Annotated in this window: 21 protein-coding genes and 1 pseudogene; 7 read left to right on the top strand and 15 right to left on the bottom strand. The window is 65.1% G+C overall.

The features are described from left to right. The first annotated feature begins 257 nt into the window (after nt 1-257). The gene (locus tag ACQY8M_RS21440) at nt 258-1,205 is read left to right on the top strand and encodes an OmpA family protein (RefSeq protein WP_428659386.1); all 948 of its coding nucleotides are present in this window, start codon (nt 258-260) and stop codon (nt 1,203-1,205) included. A 130-nt stretch (nt 1,206-1,335) separates the two neighbouring features. Here ACQY8M_RS21440 and ACQY8M_RS21445 read toward each other — a convergent pair whose 3' ends face one another. The 3 genes from ACQY8M_RS21445 to ACQY8M_RS21455 form a co-directional block, all read right to left on the bottom strand. Continuing rightward, entirely contained in the window at nt 1,336-1,830 is a 495-nt protein-coding gene (locus tag ACQY8M_RS21445; RefSeq protein ID WP_428659389.1) for a thermonuclease family protein, read from the bottom strand. A 72-nt stretch (nt 1,831-1,902) separates the two neighbouring features. After that, nucleotides 1,903-2,709 (bottom strand): N-acyl homoserine lactonase family protein, encoded by an 807-nt coding sequence (locus ACQY8M_RS21450; RefSeq protein WP_428659391.1) that lies wholly within the window; start codon nt 2,707-2,709, stop codon nt 1,903-1,905. Between the two features lie 193 nt (nt 2,710-2,902). Then, nucleotides 2,903-3,112, bottom strand: a complete 210-nt coding sequence (locus ACQY8M_RS21455; RefSeq protein WP_428659394.1) for a hypothetical protein — start codon at nt 3,110-3,112, stop codon at nt 2,903-2,905. A gap of 213 nt (nt 3,113-3,325) precedes the next feature. On the opposite strand from ACQY8M_RS21455, the gene ACQY8M_RS21460 reads away from it, so the two are divergent. The 3 genes from ACQY8M_RS21460 (at nt 3,326) to ACQY8M_RS21470 (ending at nt 5,946) form a co-directional block, all read left to right on the top strand. Further along, on the top strand, nt 3,326-4,333 hold the full coding sequence (locus ACQY8M_RS21460; protein ID WP_428659397.1) for a PRC-barrel domain-containing protein: 1,008 nt from the start codon (nt 3,326-3,328) through the stop codon (nt 4,331-4,333). Nucleotides 4,334-4,517: 184 nt separating this feature from the next. Beyond that, nucleotides 4,518-5,579, top strand: a complete 1,062-nt coding sequence (locus tag ACQY8M_RS21465; protein WP_428659400.1) for an AI-2E family transporter — start codon at nt 4,518-4,520, stop codon at nt 5,577-5,579. A gap of 211 nt (nt 5,580-5,790) precedes the next feature. Further along, on the top strand, nt 5,791-5,946 hold the full coding sequence (locus ACQY8M_RS21470) for a YhjD/YihY/BrkB family envelope integrity protein (RefSeq protein ID WP_428659403.1): 156 nt from the start codon (nt 5,791-5,793) through the stop codon (nt 5,944-5,946). 38 nt (nt 5,947-5,984) lie between these two features. Here the strand turns inward: ACQY8M_RS21470 and ACQY8M_RS21475 are convergent, their stop codons facing one another. Together ACQY8M_RS21475 and ACQY8M_RS21480 are read right to left on the bottom strand one after the other, a co-directional pair. Further along, nucleotides 5,985-6,158, bottom strand: a complete 174-nt coding sequence (locus ACQY8M_RS21475; RefSeq protein ID WP_428675429.1) for a DUF1328 family protein — start codon at nt 6,156-6,158, stop codon at nt 5,985-5,987. A gap of 41 nt (nt 6,159-6,199) precedes the next feature. Next, nucleotides 6,200-8,110, bottom strand: coding sequence for an adenylate/guanylate cyclase domain-containing protein (locus tag ACQY8M_RS21480; RefSeq protein ID WP_428659406.1), 1,911 nt, complete (start codon nt 8,108-8,110; stop codon nt 6,200-6,202). A gap of 83 nt (nt 8,111-8,193) precedes the next feature. Between ACQY8M_RS21480 and ACQY8M_RS21485 the strand changes: the two genes are divergently transcribed. Beyond that, nucleotides 8,194-9,069, top strand: a complete 876-nt coding sequence (locus tag ACQY8M_RS21485) for a sulfurtransferase (RefSeq protein ID WP_428659409.1) — start codon at nt 8,194-8,196, stop codon at nt 9,067-9,069. Between the two features lie 96 nt (nt 9,070-9,165). On the opposite strand, the gene ACQY8M_RS21490 is transcribed toward ACQY8M_RS21485, so the two are convergent. The 10 genes and pseudogenes from ACQY8M_RS21490 to ACQY8M_RS21535 all read right to left on the bottom strand — a co-directional run bounded on the left by ACQY8M_RS21490 (nt 9,166) and on the right by ACQY8M_RS21535 (nt 15,718). Next, a complete protein-coding gene (locus ACQY8M_RS21490) occupies nt 9,166-10,218 on the bottom strand; it encodes a Fic family protein (RefSeq protein WP_428659411.1) in 1,053 nt (350 codons plus the stop codon). A 261-nt stretch (nt 10,219-10,479) separates the two neighbouring features. Continuing rightward, nucleotides 10,480-11,403, bottom strand: a complete 924-nt coding sequence (locus ACQY8M_RS21495) for an aminotransferase class IV (RefSeq protein WP_428659414.1) — start codon at nt 11,401-11,403, stop codon at nt 10,480-10,482. A gap of 70 nt (nt 11,404-11,473) precedes the next feature. Beyond that, nucleotides 11,474-12,010 (bottom strand): VOC family protein, encoded by a 537-nt coding sequence (locus ACQY8M_RS21500; RefSeq protein ID WP_428659416.1) that lies wholly within the window; start codon nt 12,008-12,010, stop codon nt 11,474-11,476. Between the two features lie 163 nt (nt 12,011-12,173). After that, nucleotides 12,174-13,646, bottom strand: coding sequence for a pyruvate kinase (locus ACQY8M_RS21505; RefSeq protein ID WP_428659419.1), 1,473 nt, complete (start codon nt 13,644-13,646; stop codon nt 12,174-12,176). Between the two features lie 126 nt (nt 13,647-13,772). Then, the gene (locus tag ACQY8M_RS21510; RefSeq protein WP_428659421.1) at nt 13,773-14,099 is read right to left on the bottom strand and encodes an ATP-binding cassette domain-containing protein; all 327 of its coding nucleotides are present in this window, start codon (nt 14,097-14,099) and stop codon (nt 13,773-13,775) included. 154 nt (nt 14,100-14,253) lie between these two features. After that, nucleotides 14,254-14,403, bottom strand: coding sequence for a hypothetical protein (locus tag ACQY8M_RS21515; protein ID WP_428675615.1), 150 nt, complete (start codon nt 14,401-14,403; stop codon nt 14,254-14,256). A 95-nt stretch (nt 14,404-14,498) separates the two neighbouring features. Continuing rightward, nucleotides 14,499-14,649, bottom strand: a pseudogene (locus ACQY8M_RS21520) (glycosyltransferase family 4 protein); the annotation flags it as partial. Nucleotides 14,650-14,762: 113 nt separating this feature from the next. Then, nucleotides 14,763-15,008 (bottom strand): hypothetical protein, encoded by a 246-nt coding sequence (locus tag ACQY8M_RS21525; protein WP_428659424.1) that lies wholly within the window; start codon nt 15,006-15,008, stop codon nt 14,763-14,765. Between the two features lie 84 nt (nt 15,009-15,092). Continuing rightward, complete coding sequence (locus ACQY8M_RS21530; RefSeq protein ID WP_428659427.1) at nt 15,093-15,383, bottom strand: hypothetical protein; 291 nt, start codon at nt 15,381-15,383, stop codon at nt 15,093-15,095. A 2-nt stretch (nt 15,384-15,385) separates the two neighbouring features. Beyond that, nucleotides 15,386-15,718, bottom strand: coding sequence for a hypothetical protein (locus ACQY8M_RS21535; RefSeq protein ID WP_428659429.1), 333 nt, complete (start codon nt 15,716-15,718; stop codon nt 15,386-15,388). Nucleotides 15,719-15,992: 274 nt separating this feature from the next. On the opposite strand from ACQY8M_RS21535, the gene ACQY8M_RS21540 reads away from it, so the two are divergent. Both ACQY8M_RS21540 and ACQY8M_RS21545 read left to right on the top strand, forming a co-directional pair. Next, nucleotides 15,993-17,180: a cation:proton antiporter gene (locus tag ACQY8M_RS21540; RefSeq protein WP_428659432.1), complete on the top strand. Its 1,188-nt coding sequence runs from the start codon at nt 15,993-15,995 to the stop codon at nt 17,178-17,180. A 216-nt stretch (nt 17,181-17,396) separates the two neighbouring features. Further along, the gene (locus ACQY8M_RS21545; protein ID WP_428675431.1) at nt 17,397-17,927 is read left to right on the top strand and encodes an exopolysaccharide biosynthesis protein; all 531 of its coding nucleotides are present in this window, start codon (nt 17,397-17,399) and stop codon (nt 17,925-17,927) included. Nucleotides 17,928-17,974: the final 47 nt, after the last annotated feature.

Consider the following 17,974-nt stretch of genomic DNA (forward strand, 5'->3'; position numbering starts at 1 on the left):
CCAAGTCTTTTTCCAGGCAGAAGAGAGGCGGGAGAATGCCAGGACGGTGCCCTTCGCCTGCAGTGTGGCGGCCCCGCAACAGGTCCAGCGAAACTTCTCTCGCAAAAACGGCCGAGGCTTTGCGGGATTGACCGAAGGCGCTCCCTGGGTGAAAATTAACATCGAGTGAGAGTTGTTCGTGGCACTTTCAAGGCAATCGTTTCACCTCTGAAGCGTTGGGTTTCGCCGGCGCTGACTAACAACAAAAGGGGACTAACTTGATCAAACCGATTATGGCCGCGGCAGCTGCCCTCGTCGCTCTGCCGATCGCGGCTCAAGCGCAGGAAATCAACGCCTATCCTGGTTTCTACGTCGGTGCCGGTGGTGGCGCGGCTATTCCGTTGAGTTCGAGCAACGGCGGGGGCATTGTCGGTTACACCATTGGCGGCACGGTCGGCTACGACTTTGTCGGTCCGCGCGTCAGCCTGGATGTTGGTTACGGCCAGCTGCCTCTCAATTTCAACCTGCCTGGCACGGCGCTGACCGGCAAGGCGGGCCAGCTCACCACCTTGATCAACCTCTCCTACGACTTCTTCCCGACCTCGACCATCACGCCCTATATTGGAGCGGGTGCCGGTCTTGCCTTCATCGACAGCAACACGTCGCTCGGCAGCACTCAGTTCGCCTGGGACGCCCTGGTTGGCGTGAAGTACAACATCAGCAACTCGATGACGTTCAACATCGAGGCCCGGTATGTCGGGACGACCAGCCCGAGCGTGAACTGGAACGGCCAGACGTACTCCGGGCAGAACCAGAACTTGCTTGCGATGGCCGGTGTTACCTTCAAGTTCGGCGCGCCGGTAGTCGCTCCGCCGCCGCCTCCGCCGCCGGCGGCCGCTCCGTCCTACATGGTGTTCTTCGACTGGGACCGTTCGAACCTGTCGCAGCAGGCCCTGAACACGATCAAGCAGGCCGCGGGTGCCTTCAAGACCAAGGGCAATGCCCGCATCACGGCGACCGGCCACACCGATACGTCGGGCCCGGAAGCCTACAACATGGCGCTGTCGCTGCGCCGTGCGAACACGGTCAAGGACGCGCTGGTGCGTGAAGGCGTGCCGGCGACGGCGATCGCGGTGATCGGCCGCGGCGAGGCCGGCCTCCTGGTGCAGACCGGCGACGGTGTCCGCGAGCCGCAGAACCGCCGCGTCGAGATCGTCATCCAGTAAGCGCGACGCTTGGATCGAGAAAAGGCGGCCGAGAGGCCGCCTTTTTTATGGGCCGGGAGCGCGGCTCTCCAGAGCCGCTCATGGGCGGGGTACATCGAAAGAAGAACGGCTCCGGAGAGCTGCCAGCAAACTACTGCGTGTTCCGTGCCCGCTGCTTGGCGCGCCACTCCCACGGCCGCAGGCAGTGGTGGCCGTGCACGCCGACCCGGCGGCGGGCGGCGTCCCGCTCTTCCGGCTCATAAAGATTGCCGTAGGTCCCGAACGACCATGCCCAGCCGGCGGACACCATCATGGCCTGGAGGTCGTCGGCGCCGGCGTGGCACTGACCAATGGGACGGCCGGATTCATCCTGGTCGACCTGCCGGCAGCTGACCGCGCGCCCGGCGATGAAGGTCTCGAGCGCCTTCTTTGCGAGGGGTGCCGGGTGCCATTGGCCATCGTCGCACGTCTGGCCCTTGTCGGGCGCGGCGATGCCCATCAGGCGCACGGGTTGGGGGCCGAACCTGACGGTCCCGCCATCGACCACCTGGAAGCGCGGTCTCGCGCTCGGCACGACCGTATCGTTGTCGGTCTGTGCACTCGCGGGAAAAGCCAGGAGGATGGCCAGGAGGCCAGGTCGCCACATGGCCGGACATTGCCATCCAACGCCGAAAAAGGCGATGGCTGCGCGAGGAGGAAACTGATCTCCGTCGATCGCTCATGACATCGGCGGCACGTCGAGGCGGACGATCACGCCCTCGAGGGCCTTCGACGGCGCGGGATAGCGTTCCATGACCAGGGGATCGTGGCCGGGCACGATGTGCCGGGGGGAGTCGGCAAGGGCGCGGAGCTTGTCGTAGCCCTCGACCGTCTCGCCGACATGGAAAGTGGTTGGGAAGACTTTGCCGGTCTCCATATGCTCGTAGTAGTGGCTGGTGTCGGACGCCAGCACGACCCGCCCGCGCGCCGTCGCGACCCGCACGCACTGTAATCCGGCGGTGTGCCCTCCGATGTGATGCACGCTGATGCCCGGCGCGAGCTCGGCCGATCCGTTGTGGAAGTGCACGCGATCCTTGAAGACCAGCTTCACCATGCCGACCACGTCGTCGACCTCGTAGCCGTGATTGAAGCGGGAGTGGCGCATGTAGCGGCCGGTCGCGAAGCTCATTTCCGCGTCCTGCAGGTGGAAGCGCGCGGCGGGGAAGTCGAAGAACGTGCCGACGTGGTCGTAGTGCATGTGGGTGATCACGACGTCCTTCACCGTCGCGGCATCGACGCCGAGCAGGGCGAGGCCTTCGGCCGGGGTTCGCAGGAACGTGCGCTTGCGCTGCCGCGCCATGTCCGCGCTGAAACCCGTGTCGACGACGAAGGTCCGCTCGGCGTTGCGGATCAGCCAGACGAAGTAATCCATCGGCATCGGCGCGTCGTGCGGATCGCCGCCGATGAAGTTGGCGCTGCGCGTGCCGCCGCGGGTGGCGTACTTCACGGCGTAGACTTCGTAGGTTTCCCGGCTCGTTGCAGTCATCAGGGCGATCCTCTCGGCGGTCCTTTGCTGGGCGATCCCGCGCTGGCGGGCACCGCGAGAGGATGAGAAGAAGCGACCATCGCTGCAACACGCCGAACTCCTCGACGTGTGCATTCCTCGCCCAATAGAGGTCAGCCACTAGATCAGATATCTGATCTCCTTGGTCGTATCTGCCGCTCCCGGGTATCCCGGCTCAGGAACGCGGACACTGCACTTCCTGCTGCAAGTCCTCCAGGAAGCGGTGCCAAGGCTCGGCGCCCTCCGATTTGCTTGCGGGACTCCGATCGATCGAGCCATGCGCCACGAAGTGCACATTCTCGCCATCATAGGCGGTGACCTCGTAAACGGTTCCCCGACTGTCGCGGTAGCACTTGCCGGCAAGGATGCTGGCGCGCTCCATCATGTGGCTCTCCATCGTTCGGAACCGATCGCTCCGATTCGGTAAAGCGCGCTTTCGGCACGGGCGGCGATAGCGGCGCGAAAACGAACAAGCGATCGTGGCAGGCAGCTCTTCACGCTTATCCTCGAAGGTGGCTGGCGACGCCGTGCTTGCGCGTAAAGATCCCAATTTTTAGTGGGATCGAATGGCGGACCAACACGCGAAGCTGTCAGATAGTTGCGCCCCCTCCACTCCTGGTCGCTGAAAAAGGCCGCTGGAACCTTCAGTGCGCAGCTTTTGCAGAGCGAGGAACTTCAGGCAGCGCCATTCCGTTGCCTCCTCACGCGCAACAATGAAATTTGTTCCTCACACCCAACAAAGGATCCGAAAATGCGAAAAGACATTATTTTCAAGCCCGTCGCGATCGCGGCGATGATTGCCACTTTTGGCGCGACTGCGGCGTACGCGCAAACCTCTCCGCCGGCAACCGCCCCCCACGGCGCGATGGACAGCACGGTGCCCGGAGGTGCCGATGCGAGCAAGTTGATCGGGCGCAATGTCCAGAACGCTCAGGGGGAAACGATCGGCGAAATCAAGTCGATCTACCTCGGCAAGGACGGAAAGGTCGATAGCGTCCTGGTCGGTGTCGGCGGCTTCCTTGGCATGGGTGACCGCGAAGTGAAGGTTGCCTGGAAGGACCTCAACATCATGAACAACGGTGAGAAGGTCACCGTCAACATGACCAAGGACCAGCTCAAGAGCGCGCCCGAGTACAAGTACTCCAGCTCGACCTATCGTGGTCACGTGTTCAACGATGCCGGAATCTGGAAGGATCGTCCTGCCGCGGCTTCATCGGCGACGACGACCAACGCTCCCACCATGGCGGCCAATACGGGGGCCCGCCCAGATGCCGCCTCTACGGTCTCGACCGGAGACTTCAACGCCAACGGCGAGATTTCGAGCAACGCCATCATCGGCGCGTCGGTGAAGAACAACGCCAAGGAGTCCATCGGCACGGTCGAGGATACGTATGTCGATAAGGACGGGGCCATCAAGGCGGTCATCGTGTCGGTCGGCGGCTTTCTCGGTATCGGCGACAAGCACGTCGCGGTGAAGTGGAGCGATATCAAGTTCAGCAGGGACGACAAGGATGTCGTGCTGACCACCGACTGGACGAAGGACAAGCTGAAGGCGATGCCGGACTACAAGTATCAGCGCCGGGTGCCTGCCGCGCGCGCCGGCTGAGGACGCCGACTAGGTTCTTTCCAGTCATCCGGCGAAGCAGGCCATGCAGGACCTTGGCGACCGTCGAGGTCCTGCATGGCCTTGCTGCTGTTGGGGCCCATCGCGCCGATTAGCGAGATCAAGGTCGCCCGATGGCCCTCGCGGCGATTGCGAGCACGCCGCTCACAAGGTCCGGGAGGTCTGATTGAGCCAAAGCGAACAATCGGATGCGGTGAGGCATCTTCGCGGCATCGATTTGACGCTGCGCGCCAGTGCCGTGGGCGTCCTGCTGTTGACCGCCCTCTGGGTTCTGCGTGACATCCTCCTGCTGGGCTTCGCGGCTGTCCTGCTCGCCTGTGTGCTTCGAGGGGCGGGCGATAGCGTCCACCGCCGGACCGGGGTCGGGCAGGGCTGGGCCTTAACCATCGTCGTCCTGGCGATTTCGATCACGATTGGTGCGCTGCTTTGGTGGCGCGGCGCGGCGATCGGCGAGCAGACGACCCGGATGCTGGAGCAACTGACCTCTCAGCTAGAGCGGCTTTGGCAGCAGCTGGGCGCGAGCGAATGGGGTTCCCTCGTGTCCGAGCAGCTTCGCGGCGCCGTGAAGTCGCTCGGAGCCCTGACGAGCTATGTGCCCGGGGTTGCCGGTTCGGTGCTCGGCATCGGCGGAAGCCTGATCGTCGTGCTGGCCAGTGGTCTGTTCCTCGCGGTCTCGCCCCACCTCTATTTGTCGGGTGCGCTTCGTCTGCTTCCGATCGCTTGGCGGCCACGCGGGCGGGAGGTGGCGGTGGAGATCGGGACGACGCTTCGCCTTTGGTGCCTCGGCCAGCTCTTTGACATGGTGATCGTCTCGACGTTGGTTGGAATCGGGCTGTTCCTGCTGGGGGTACCGCTCGCCCCGACGCTTGCCCTCTTCGCCGGTCTGCTCAACTTCGTCCCTTACGTCGGGGCGCTCGCCGGAGCCGCTCCTGCGATCCTCGTCGCCCTCTCTCAGTCGCCTACCCAGGCCCTCTGGGTCGGGCTGCTGTTCGTCGGCGTCCAGGCCCTCGAGGGCAACATCATCGCGCCCTTGATCCAGAAGAGGACGGTGTCCCTGCCGCCCGCCCTCACGCTTCTGTCGCAGACGATCCTGGGAACGCTTCTCGGAGTGATCGGTCTCGTGCTCGCGACGCCGCTCACGGCGGCGCTCCTCACCGCAGTCCGCATGACCTACGTCGAGAGCGTGCTCGAGCGCGATATCGAGGATGAACCTGGCGATGACGCCTGAGCGGCTCGTCGGGGCGTGCCCGCCAACCGGTCGAAAGAACCTTCGCTGTTATCCTCGCGCCAGCCATTCAGGGCAGGATCGATCTCGACGAAGGGGTAGATGCTGCCCTCGCGTTGCTGCGCTGGATCGCAATTCTGGTCGTGGTGGCTGCGGCGACCTGGTCCTGCGCTTCGGGCCGAGCCGGCGATTCCGGCACTGGCCGTCGCTCATCATGGCCAGCACGATCGGCGCTGCCCTCTGGATGGGCCAGTCGACGATTTTCTCCTGGTACGTTCGCAATTTCGTCAGCTTCTCGGAAATTTACGGCTCGCTCGGTTCCGTCGCCGCTTTCATGACTTGGCTGTGCTGTCCGCCTTGGCGGTGCTGATCGGGGCGGAATTCGATGCTGCCCGGTTCTTCATTCGCTCAAGAGATCACTTCGCCCGCGACGCAGCCCAGAACCAGGAAAACGGCGATTACGACGAGCGCGATGACGAAAAGCGACTTGGCATTGGTCGCCGTCCCCGCGGCGATGCTCGTAAAGCCGAAATCGCCGGCGACCATCGAGACCAGGAAGAAAACCAACGCTAGCTCGAGTATCCAATGCCAGGCGCACGGACCGGGGTAACCCCGGGCTTGGCTCACCGGGATGGAAGTCCGAGCAGCGCCAAATCCTGGAAAAATGACTCGGCAAGCCGGTCGAAGGCCGCAGACCCCTTCTGGGACTGCTTCTGCTTTTCGACCGTCCAGTCCGGCCTGATGCGGTTATGACGAGCCATCATATCTGCTGCTTCGCCGAGGCGGCCAAGGCGCTTGAGGGCCACGGCACCGTGCAGGTAGGGCGCTGGGTGATTGGGATTGGCCGCTATAGCCGAGGTCGCCGTCGCCAAGGCGAGTTCGTCCTTGTGTTCGAGGACTGCTGCCAACGAAAGCGCGGATCGCCAGACCGCGACGAGAGGATCGCGTGGACTGATCGAAAGTGCCCTTTCGATCCAGCCGGTGGCCTCATTGGGCTTGCCATTCAAAATCAAGCTGAAGCCGTAGTTGCTGTAGGACGGCGCGTGGTTGGGATTGAGTTCCTGTGCCCTGCGATAGAGATCCAGGCTACGGGTGAGGTCTCCGACGCTTCCGACCGCGAAGGCAAGCGCGAAGTATGCATCCGCATCCCGAGGGTCCAGCGACACGGCTCGCTCGCCCAGTCGAACGGCTTCCGCCGAGAGTTCCGCCGCATCGCCTGGAAGCCACCCATAGCGGGCCGCCCGGACGAACGCGTAGCACTTCAGGGCCAGGGCGTCGGCATTGTCCGGGTCGAGAGCCAGGGCCCTGGCGATGAATGCAAGCGCGGCGTCGTTCGTCTGCCTGCTTTGGGGCTTGGTCCACAGTTCGGCCCAGGCCCTTACCGCATAGTCCTGTGCCTCGAGGTCTGCAGGAGCGCCTCGAGCGGCCTTGCGGCTGGCGGCTTCCTTGAGCTCGAGATTGAGCGTACGGGCGATCTGCCCGGTGAGTTGCTGCTGCAGCGTGTAGATGTCGGATCGGGTCCGGTCGTAGCGCTCCGACCAGAGAACGGCGCCAGTGGAGGCATCGACAAGCGTCGAGGTGACCTGGATCTGGTCGCCGGACCGTCGCACCGTGCCGCTCAGGGCGTAAGCGACATTGAGCTCGTTGGCGATTGTTCGTGCGTTGATGTTCTTGTCCTTGAACGTGAAGCTCGTGCTCGCGGAAATGACGAAGGCGTCGGCGATCCGGGAGAGATCCGTGACAAGGTCTTCGGTCAGCGCGTCGGCAAATACCTCGTCGTCGCGATTCGGCGACGTATTGGCGAACGGCAGGACGACGATCGACAGCCTGGACGCGGCTGGCTTGGGCGCGTCACGCACTGTCTCGCTCTGTGTTGCGAAGCGGGGAAAGGGGAAATTCCCGGCGTAGAATACGACGGCCGCCGAGACCGCCACGGCCGCACACAGCAACACGGCTACTGTCGCGGACTTTCTGGAGATCCAGGAATTGCGCTGGATTGCCCCGCCCGCATGCACGGCCGAGAGGCGAACGGGCTCGGCGATGTTCTTCAGGCGATGCAATCCGAGCTGGGTGATCGGCATATCGATCTTGCCGACGAGATGCATCCGGGTCGCCTCGTCGATGCAGATCGTGCCAACTGGCGCATGCTGCTCGAGACGGGCTGCGATATTGATGCCGTCGCCGTAAAGCTCGCCGCTGGGGTCGACAATAACGTCGCCGAGATGCATGCCCATCCGAACCTGGATGCGATCCTTCTCGCTGAAATCCTCCTCGAGCCTGTCGGATTCATTGAGCCAGGCCGCTGCTGCGCGGATTCCCTCCACGACGCTTCCGAATTCGGCGATGAAGCCATCGCCGGTTGTCTTTATGATTCTGCCCTCATGTGCCGCAAAAGTCTGACCGGCGCGTGACAGATACTTCTGCCATCGCCGGTGAATCGTCTCCTCGCTGCGCTGCATGAGGCCGCTGTAGCCTGCCACGTCGGCGATCAGGATCGCTGCAAGCCTTCGCTGCAGCTTCACCTCGTCGGTCATTCGATCACACTGCAGGTGCGCCGGGATTATTGCAAATCTCGGCGTCCGGTGTGACCTTGGCGCCGAACCCGGAGGACACCGCCGTGCGCGACCCGAACGCCCTGATCGACACCGCCACCCTGGCCGCTTCGCTCGGCGATCCATCGCTGCGCGTGTTCGATTGCACGACCCGCCTCGATCCGACGCCGGCCGGCTCGCCCGAGCCCTATGTCGCCGTGCCCTGCCGCGCGGCGTTCGAGGAGGGCCATGTCCCCGGCGCCGACTTCCTCGACCTGCAGGGCGAGTTCTCCGATACCGGCACGCATCTGCATTTCATGATGCCGTCGGTCGCGCACCTGATGGCGGCGTTCGGGCGGCACGGGGTCGGGCCGGGCACGCGCGTGGTGCTCTACAGCAGCGGCACGATGATGTGGGCGACGCGCTTCTGGTGGATGCTGCGGTCGCTCGGCTTCGACAATGCCGCCGTGCTCGACGGCGGCCTCGACAAATGGAAAGCCGAAGGCCGGCCGCTCGAGACCGGCGCGCCGCGTGGCTACCCGGCGGCGATCTTCGTGGCGGCGCCGCGCGCGGGCCTGTTCGTCGATGCCGCGGCGGTGAAGGCGGCGATCGGGCGCGGCGACACCGTGACGGTGAATGCGCTGGGGCCGCAGTTCCATCGCGGGCTGGAGCCCAGCCGCTACGGCCGCCCCGGTCGCGTGCCCGGCAGCGTCAACGTCTCGGCGGCCACGCTGGTCGATCCCACGACCAAGGGCTTCACCAGCCTGGCCGATGCCGCCGCCAAGTTCGCCGCCCAGGGCGTGTCGAAGGACAAGCGCACGATCTGCTACTGCGGCGGTGGCATCTCGGCCACCATCGACCTGTTCCTGCTGCACCAGCTCGGCCACGACGACCTCACGCTCTACGACGGGTCGATGGGGGAGTGGGCGAAGAACGAGTCGCTGCCGATCGAGACGGATTGATTTTTTCTCCCCGCAAGCTGCGCGCAGGGAGGAACGCTGTCACTCTGCGGGGGCGAGCTTCTTGGCGCGCGTCGCCGCGACCTTCCAGGTCGCTCATCAGGTCAGGCTATACCACGCTCCCCGGCCGGCTCCGTGCAAGGTCAGGTGGCCCTGCTCGACCAGCGCCTTCAGATGATCCTTGACGGTGTTGCGGCTGGCGCCGGCGACCCTCGCGGCTTCCGCCACCGTGATCCGGCCATGTTCGCGCGCCAGCTCCAGAATCAGCACCGACAGTTCTGGCAGGGCGGCAAGCATGACTCGCTCGCGCTCCATCTTCCTTTCGAGGCGCTGTTTCTGGCTCGACAAGGCACGAAGGAAGAACGCCAGCCAAGGGTTCCAGTCCGGCGTGCCGGTGCGGATCGTCCCCTGCGTCCGCCTGAGCGACTGGTAGTAGCCGTCCTTGCTCTGCTCGATCACGCTCTCCAGGGAGCTGTACGGCACATAGGTATAACCCGCGCGCAGCAGCATCAGCGTCGTCAGGACGCGCGACAGCCGGCCGTTGCCGTCCTGAAAGGGATGAATCTCCAGAAACACCACCACGAAGACCGCGATGACCAGAAGAGGGTGAAGGCTCTTGTCCTTCTCCTTCGCAGCTACCCAGTCGACCAACTCGGCCATGCGGTGCGGCGTGTCGAAGGGAGTGGCGGTCTCGAACACCACGCCAAGGCTCTTGCCGCTCTCGTCGAAGGCTTCGACGTGATTGGGAAGCGTCTTGTAGGAGCCGCGATGCCGTTCGTCCCTGGTCGAATGGGCCAGCAGGTCGCGATGGAGCTGGCGGATGTGGTTCTCGGTCGGCGGGATCTCGTCATGGGCGCCGAAGACCGTCTCCATCGCTTCGGCGTAGCCGGCGACCTCCTGCTCATCGCGCGTAGTGAACGAGCCGATCCGGATGTTGGCCAGCAGCGTCTCGACCTCCCGGTCGCTGAGCTTGGCACCTTCGATGCGGGTCGAGGCGCCAATGCTTTCGATCGTGGCGACGCGGCGCAAGCCGGATAGGCGCTCCGGCGCGATCCGACCGATCGCCCGCCAGGCGCCCTTGAACTCGTCGATTCCAGCGATCAGCGACAGAATTTCAGGGGTGATCCGGAGGGTTGCGATATTGAGCGCCACGCCGTTTATCCATCCATTTACACCCAATTATCGTGACGCGCGCCTAGCCATTTGTCCATCCATTTCCACCCGATAAATGGCTTGGAACGTGGTGGGGCGGGCGCGCGCTATCCAGGCCGTCGCGACTGCGGTTCTTCCCGGCCAGCTCCGAAGAACGGCTTCGGCCTGATGAGGTCGATACGACTCGCGTCGAGCCGGTACTGGTCGAAAAGCACGGGCGTGGCGGTGGCGAGGCCGCCCATCGCTGCGCTGCGCTGCGTCTCAGGCGGTCTCGAGCAAACGGACCGGCGTATAGTGCCACCCCTCCGCGTGCTTGCGCCAATAAGCCTCCTTCAGAGACAGGGAGACCGGCCCGGGCCGGTCGTTGCCGAGGATGCGTCCGCCGACGCGCGACACCGGCATCACGCCGCCGGCTGTCGTCGCGGCGAATACCTCGTCCGCGTCTTCCAGCTCGGCCCGCGGCAACGGCGCCACTTCCGCCGGAATGCCCATCATCCCGCACAGCTCGAGCACGGATTGGCGCGTGATGCCGTGCAGGCTGCCGCGATCCGGCGTGATGACCTTGCCGTCCTTGACGATGAAGATGTTGAAGCCCGGTCCTTCCGTGACGAACCCTTGCGCATCGCACAGGATCGCGGTGTCGTAGCCGTGGTCGTGCGCTTCCATCAAGCCGGAGGTCAGGTCGCTCCACTGGTAGTTCTTGACCGTCGGATCGACCGAGACGTCCGGCACGCGCGGCGTGCTGGCGATCCACAGATGCGCACCGCGTTCCTGCACGTCCTTCGGGATCACGTCGATCCACGGAATCGCGTAGGCGATCAGGTGATTCTCGCAATCCGCCGGACGACGCGACCCCGCGACCCGCGGCCGGCCACGCGACGCGACCATCGCGACATAGGCATCCCTGAGGCCGCTCAGCGCGACGCAGCGATGCAACACCGCCTCGATCGCCGCACGGTCCTCCGGCGGGTTCAGGCGGCGCGCTTGCATCGAATGGATGAAGCGATCGAGATGGTCGTTCAGCCGGAAGAACCCGCCGCCGAAGACATGCACGACGTCATAGACGGCATCCGAGCGGGTGAAGCCCCAGTCGGTGACCGGAATGGCGGCTTCGGCGATCGGCACGAAGCGGCCTTTGACGTAGGCGGCGCCGTCTGCAAACGGCGAGACGTCCATGATGTCCATTCTTCGCTCCTCTGGCTCCGGAAATTACACCGGTGCCAGTGGAGCTGCAAAGCGCTCCCAGCAGGTATGGTCACTCCGCGGGAGCGAGCTCCTTCGCGCGCGTTGCTGCGAATTTCGCCTGCGCCCGCGCGCGGCGCTCGTCGAACTTGGCCAGCCGCCGCTGCGGGTTGCGATGCACGACGTTGTCTTCTGCGCCCGGGTTCTTCTGCGAGCCGGCCCAGCCGTGCGCCGCGATGTCGAAGATGATGCCGTTGAGATCGGTGTGCTTGATCTCGTAGCCGTGCGGGTTGTTGGTGTCGCCCATGATCCAGGTCGCGCCGGCGTTGCGTGCGATCTTGCCCTGCTCGACGACATCGTCGACCCAGAAGCCGATGTGGTGGATGCCGACGAAATCCCGGCCGGTGCCCTGCGAGGCCTCGTCGCTCTTGAAGTGGAGGATGGCGAGGTTGACCACGCCGTCGGTCAGGAACACGCCCTCGGCCAGCGGGCCGTCGAGCTCGGTGACTTCCTGCAGGCCGACGGCCTGCTTGTAGAACTCCGCGGTCTCCCAGGGATCCTCGACGCTGAGGGCGACGTGACGGATACGGCCTTTGGTCTGCGCGGTCATGGAATGCTCCTTCCAACAGCCATCGTGCGGGAAGTGTAACGGAAAACCGGCCGGCAACCTAGGCAAGGGAAGACGCGCGCTCCACTGCTGCAGGACGCCGAGCGCCTTCGCCGTCGCGATTGTTGTGGTCGCCGCTCCGACCTCGGTGAGGCCCGCGGCAGGCTCACCAGCTCCTGAGGCGACGCAGCTGCGGCGTCTTCTTGTGCTGGTTCTCCCCCATCCTGCCCAGCAGCGTCTCGAGCTCGTCGATCGCCTCGAACAGATAGGGACCCTTGTTGAGCATGACGCATTCGGCGCGGGCGGCCATCGCCGCATCCGTCATCTCGCCGCGCGACGGCGTGCCCTTCTGGACGAGGTGCTCGAGGACCTGCGTCGCCCAGATCACCGGGACGTCGGCGGCCTCGCCGATCCAGAGGATCTCCTCCTGCATTTCCGCCGTCCGGGCGAAGCCGATCTCGACCGCCAGGTCGCCGCGGGCGATCATGATGGCGGCCGGCTGACGCCCGGCCGCGCGGACCACGATCTCCGGCAGGTTGCGGACCGCCTGCAAGGTCTCGATCTTCAGGATCAGTGACAGGGTTTGCCAGTCGTTCGGCCGCCGCTCGGCGAGCGCCTCCTGCAGCATCGCGACGTCGGCGGCGGACTGGACGAAGGAGAAGCCGATGCCGTCGGCGTGGGCGGCGACGAAATCGAGATCGCCAAGATCCTTGTCGGTCAGGGCGGCGATCTTCAGGTGGGTGTCGGGGAAGTTCAGGCCTTTCTCGGGCTTCAGGCGGACGCCCTTGTCGGACGCCGATGTCACGCGCGCCAGCCGGCCCCAGGCCTCGACCCGTTCGACCTCGGCGCCGAGCTTGCCGTCGTCGACATAGACACGGTCGCCCACCGTCACCGCGTCCAGCGCCTCGGACAGCGTGCACTCCATCGCAAAATGATCTTCGTCGACCGCGATGCGACCGAGACCGCCCGGCGGCACGATGGCGAGCAGCGCGCCCTTGCCGACGCGCTTCTGTTCCCCGGGCAGGCGTACCTCGCCGGTCCGGATCTTCGGGCCCGCCAGATCCATCAGGATCTTGAAGCGGTGGCCCGATGCCGCTTCCGCCGCGCGCGCATGATCGATCATGCGTTGCCAGCGATCGGGACCATCATGCGCGCAGTTGATGCGCAGGGCCTCGACGCGGCGCTGCGCAAGTCCCTGCATGAACGACGGGTCGTCGGCCGCCTCCGTCGGGCAGGTGACCAGTATTGCGGTCGGACGCGCCGTGGCTGCGTTGCCCAGAACCTCGTGCGCGCGCTCGACCAGGCGCCGCTCGCCGGCGAAGAAGATCTCGCGGGACGGCCCGTCTTCCGGCGCAAGGCCGGCAAGCGCGGCAAGGGCGGCCTTCACGGCGAAGAGGGTCGGCAGAACCCGGCTTTCCAGGCGTCCCAGGGAGGAAAGGCCCAGGGCCATCAAAGACCGCTGCAAATCCCGGAGGTCGCGGCGGCGCAGCGCCGCATACGCCGCTAGGTTCGAGGCGCTTTCCGCAAATCCCGGGCGAACGACATCGTCTGCCCAGGAAACGGTCTGCGCGTCGCCCTCTCGACGCAGGGCGGCGATCAGCGCGTCGATTTCCCGATAGAGTTCTGCTGCCTTGGTCATGATGATGCTCTCCGCTGGAGGCGCCCACCTGAGGGTGCCCGCCTTGGTTCAGCCTAGCCGTCGTCTGGGTCAGTCCGGTAACAGTCGCCCGCGCCCCTGGCACAACGCGCCGCCGCCGGGCAGGGTTCAGCCGAAACGGCCGGCGACGAACTTTCGGGCGCGTGGATCTTTCGGCGTCACGAACATGCGCTTCAGGTCGTCGATCGTCTGCTCGATTTTGGCCGACGGTTTCGAATCGATTGAGGAACACGGCTCGTCGAGCAGAAGCACATCCGGACGCAGGGCGATGGCGCGTGCGATGCACAGGCGTTGCTGCTGCCCACCCGAGAGTTCCGATCCTTGGTTGTGAAGAGAGTCCCTTACCTCCTCCCACAGGGCAGCGCGCCGCAGCGCCGCCTCTACCTCCGCGTCCATTTCGCCCTTCGTCAACGGCCGATAGAGTGCGATGCCCAAGCCGACGTTCTGGTAAACCGACATCGGAAATGGCGTGGCACCAGGGTGCCGATCGAGACGGAGTGATCTCGGGCGCGGGTTTCGAGCCGGAAAGTTTCCGGGCAGCCGCAAAAGCCGGCCTGGACGCGCTCGAGTGCTGGGAAGCCGCCCAAGCCTAGCCCTCGTTGCGCGCCTTGACCGACGGCTCCTTGGACTTCTCCTCGGCTAGCAGCCGCAGCAATATGCGCCGCCTGTCCGAATCGGTCGTCTGTGCCAGTTGCTTCTCGAATTCAGCGATATTCGCTTTACGGATCCACTCCAGCATTTCGGAGCTCCAGAGCACCAAGGCTCGGCTTGATCCGTGCGCCCATTGCCGACGGATGTCGAATCGACCGATACGCACAAACTGACGCAACTACCGGCTGCCGTTTGAGAGTCGCCGCTGGCGACGAGGGTCACCTCGTGGCCCTGTCGTACCAGCTCCTCGGTGCGATTGGAAACGACACGTTCAGTGGCACCAAATAGCCGGGAGCACGCTTCCGGCGAGCGGAGCGATCTGGGCAATTTTCACGTGCCGACGATCGGGAACGGCGCGCGTCGCGGCAGCTTTTGCGTTGAATTGCCGGCGAGTGTTCCCGTGTTCGTTCTGATCCTCCAGGCCGCGGCCCGATGCCGCCGGCTGCATCATCGACGCGGCGTCTGGGCGCGTTTCGAGAGTGTGGCAAGCCAGTCGCCAGGCAGCGCAGCGACGCCATCGGCTTTGGTGGATGCTGCTTCCTTCTCGAGGCGGGTGGCCTTTCCCTCCATCTCCTCGGCGGAGCGTACGAGTCGATTCCGATCCGGTTCCAGCTGGTTGGCGGACGACTTTCGCATCCGCCTCGCTTGCGCCAGCAGCGCATCGGCCTGGCGGAGGAGAAGATCCTTGGACATGTCAGAACTCCTGCTGCGAATCAGTTGCCTGTGATGCCTGTGAACGCTTTCCGGCCACCTCGGCCGGGCAGTGCTTCCACGCCTTCATGCCGGCAGCGAAGGCCGCGCGCCGAGACCGCGCAGGGCGTCGGCGACGACGGCCGCCGCGAGTTCGGCAGGATCGACCTCGATCACCTGTCGCGTCTGGCCAGTGCGGGCAGTCGCCGGCAGGTAGAGCAGCGTCCGCACGCGGCGGAACGCCGCGAACGACAGCTCCTCCAGCCGCTCCTCCTCGGTTACCAGCTGGTAGCTCCCCGCCGGCTGCGCCTCGTCGAACTGGCTCAGGCAGAATGCCTGGCTGAAGCGTATGGTGGTCTCGGTGGATCGCGTCGACATGCTCATCTCCCGGCCGAATGACGCTCCCGGAGCTGCAAGACCTTTCCTGGTTCCACTGCCGCCGCCGGAGGCTGGAACGACCGCCCGTTCATGAGGGCAGCGATTTCCCGTCGCGCGGTGTCCGCCTCGATGCCGTACTTCGCGGCGAGCTGAACCACGAGGTCATCCTCGTTCTTCAGGTCGGACAGCTCCTGTTCGCTGAACTTGCCCCACTTGCCGCCGATCTCGGCGAGAAGCTCGCGCTTCTGCAGGGCTTTCCTCTGAGCGTCGGCCCAAGCCTGCACGCGGTTGGTCGCGGCTGCCGTCGTGGTCGCCGTCAGGGACTTGTCACTCATGCTTCATTCCTTGGGATGATCTGCCGTCGCGATCGTCGATCGGTTGGCGCCCTTGAGAGATGGGGCTGCATCCGCACTGAGATAAGGGGCAAGCGGGGCTATTAATTTGCGCGACTGTACCGATACGGCTGGACTCTTCTGCAAACCGCGCGTTGCGAACCTCGCGATCCGATCGGACCGGGGCGCGCGGGGACAAGGGCGGCTTGCCTCAGCGCCGGCGGTCAGGCATGCCGAACCGATGGGCACAGATCTCCACGGCGGCGAGTATGGCGACGTGGTGCTGTTCCTCGCCACGGCCGGCGTCGTGGTTCCCGTGTTGCGGCGCTGGGGGATCAGCCCGATTCTCGGCTTCCTCTCGGCGGGAGTGATACTGGGCCCGTACGGCCTCGGCGCATTTCGCGCGACCGCTCCCTGGCTGCGCTACGTCACAATAGGCAACCCGCAGGAGATGGCGCAGCTCGCCGAGTTCGGTGTCGTTTTTCTCCTTTTCAGGATCGGCCTGGAGCTCTCCTGGGAGCGATTGTGGACCATGCGCCGATTGGTGTTCGGGCTCGGTGGCGCTCAAGTCCTCGCGTCCGGCGCGGCGATATCTGCTGGTGCCATCGGCTTCGGATTGGACGTGATCCCGGCGGTCGTGGTCGGCGTTGCTCTCGCGCTCTCGTCCACCGCCATGGTCATGCCGCTGCTGGCGGAGCGAAAGCGCCAGCATTCACGCGCCGGGCGCGCCATCTTCTCCGTGCTGCTCCTGCAGGACCTCGCCGTCGCGCCCATCCTCATCACGCTCGGTGTGCTGGCGGCCAATCGCGGGGAGAGCTTCTCGCCGGTAATGCTCCTTGCGTTCGCTCCGGCTCTCGGTGGATTGGCGGCGCTGGTAGCTCTGGGGAGGATCGTCCTGCGTCCGATCATGCGCTCCGTTGCGCGGGCCGATTCCCAGGAGCTGTTCGTGGCTGCGTCGCTTCTGGTGGTCATCGGCGCCGGCCTGGCTGCTGCCATGGCCGGCATCTCCATGGCGCTCGGCGCATTCATCGCAGGCCTCCTGCTGGCGGAAACCGAGCATCGCAAGCGGATCGAAAGAACCGTGGAACCCTTCGCAGGGCTGCTCCTGGGCCTGTTCTTCGTGTCCGTCGGCGCAAGCCTCGACCTTCCCATAGTCGTGGCGAGCCCGGCGCTCGTGTTCGGCATCATGCTGAGCGTGATCGCCATCAACGCTCTGGTCGTATTCGGACTGGCGCGCCTGTTCGGGCTGGGGCCGATGCCGTCGGTCGAGAGCGCTCTCATGTTGGCGGCAAGCGGGGAGTTTGCCTTCGTCGTCCTGCAGACCGCGATGCGCGGGAATCTGCTGGCGCGGGGAGTCGGCAACACAATTCTCGTTGCCTCGATCCTCTCCATGTTTTGCGTCCCCGTGCTTTGGGGCCTGGCTGCCGCGATCAGGAGGCGCGGGTTGGAGCGGTTGCCGGGGTGATCCAGTCCGAAATCCGGCCGGTCTCGACGCCGGGATCGGTCGCCGGCCCGAGGACAGAAGACGTTTGCCCACGGCGCGATGGCGCGGCCCCGGCCGCCTTCGTATGATCGATTGCTCCACAGAACCTGAATTCGTCTGACGCTCGTGGTATCGCAGTTCAACGTGCCCATATCGGTCCAGCTGGCCAGGATCGTCTCTCTGGCGGAGGGTACCCATGTGTCGATTGGCTGGCTGATGGAGCAGCTTGGCCCGCGGTCTTTCGGCCTGACGTTCTTCGTGATGGGACTGGTCGGCCTCGTTCCCGGGTTGTCGACTTTCGTCGGTGCGCTGGTCGCATGGCCTGCGCTTCAGATGGTTCGCGGGCGGGAGGTCGCTTCGCTTCCCGCGATAGTGAGGCGAAGGACGATCCGGGTGGAGAAGTTCGTCCGCATCAGCCGTGCCGCGTCGTCGCGACTCGCATGGATCGAGCGGCTGATCCGCCCGCGCTGGCCGCCGGCCATCCAGACCACCAGGAGGCTGACCGGGATCGTGGTGCTGCTGCTCGGCCTGACGATGATCCTGCCGGTTCCCTTCGGCCACCTCGTGCCCGCCTTCGTCATCATGCTGCTGGCATTGGCCTACCTCGAAGAAGACGGGATCGCGTTCTCGGTCGGTCTCGTCGCGGCGGTGGTCTCGCTTGCGCTCACGACCACGGCGGTTTGGGGGACGATCGAGGCGATCGATTTTCTCGATCCGGCTCAGCACTAAGGGGTTTATCGGCCGTGGGGCCGACGGTCCGCAAAGATAAGGCGAGG

The organism is Reyranella sp. (genome assembly GCF_965279465.1).
Taxonomy (GTDB): Bacteria; Pseudomonadota; Alphaproteobacteria; order Reyranellales; family Reyranellaceae; genus Reyranella.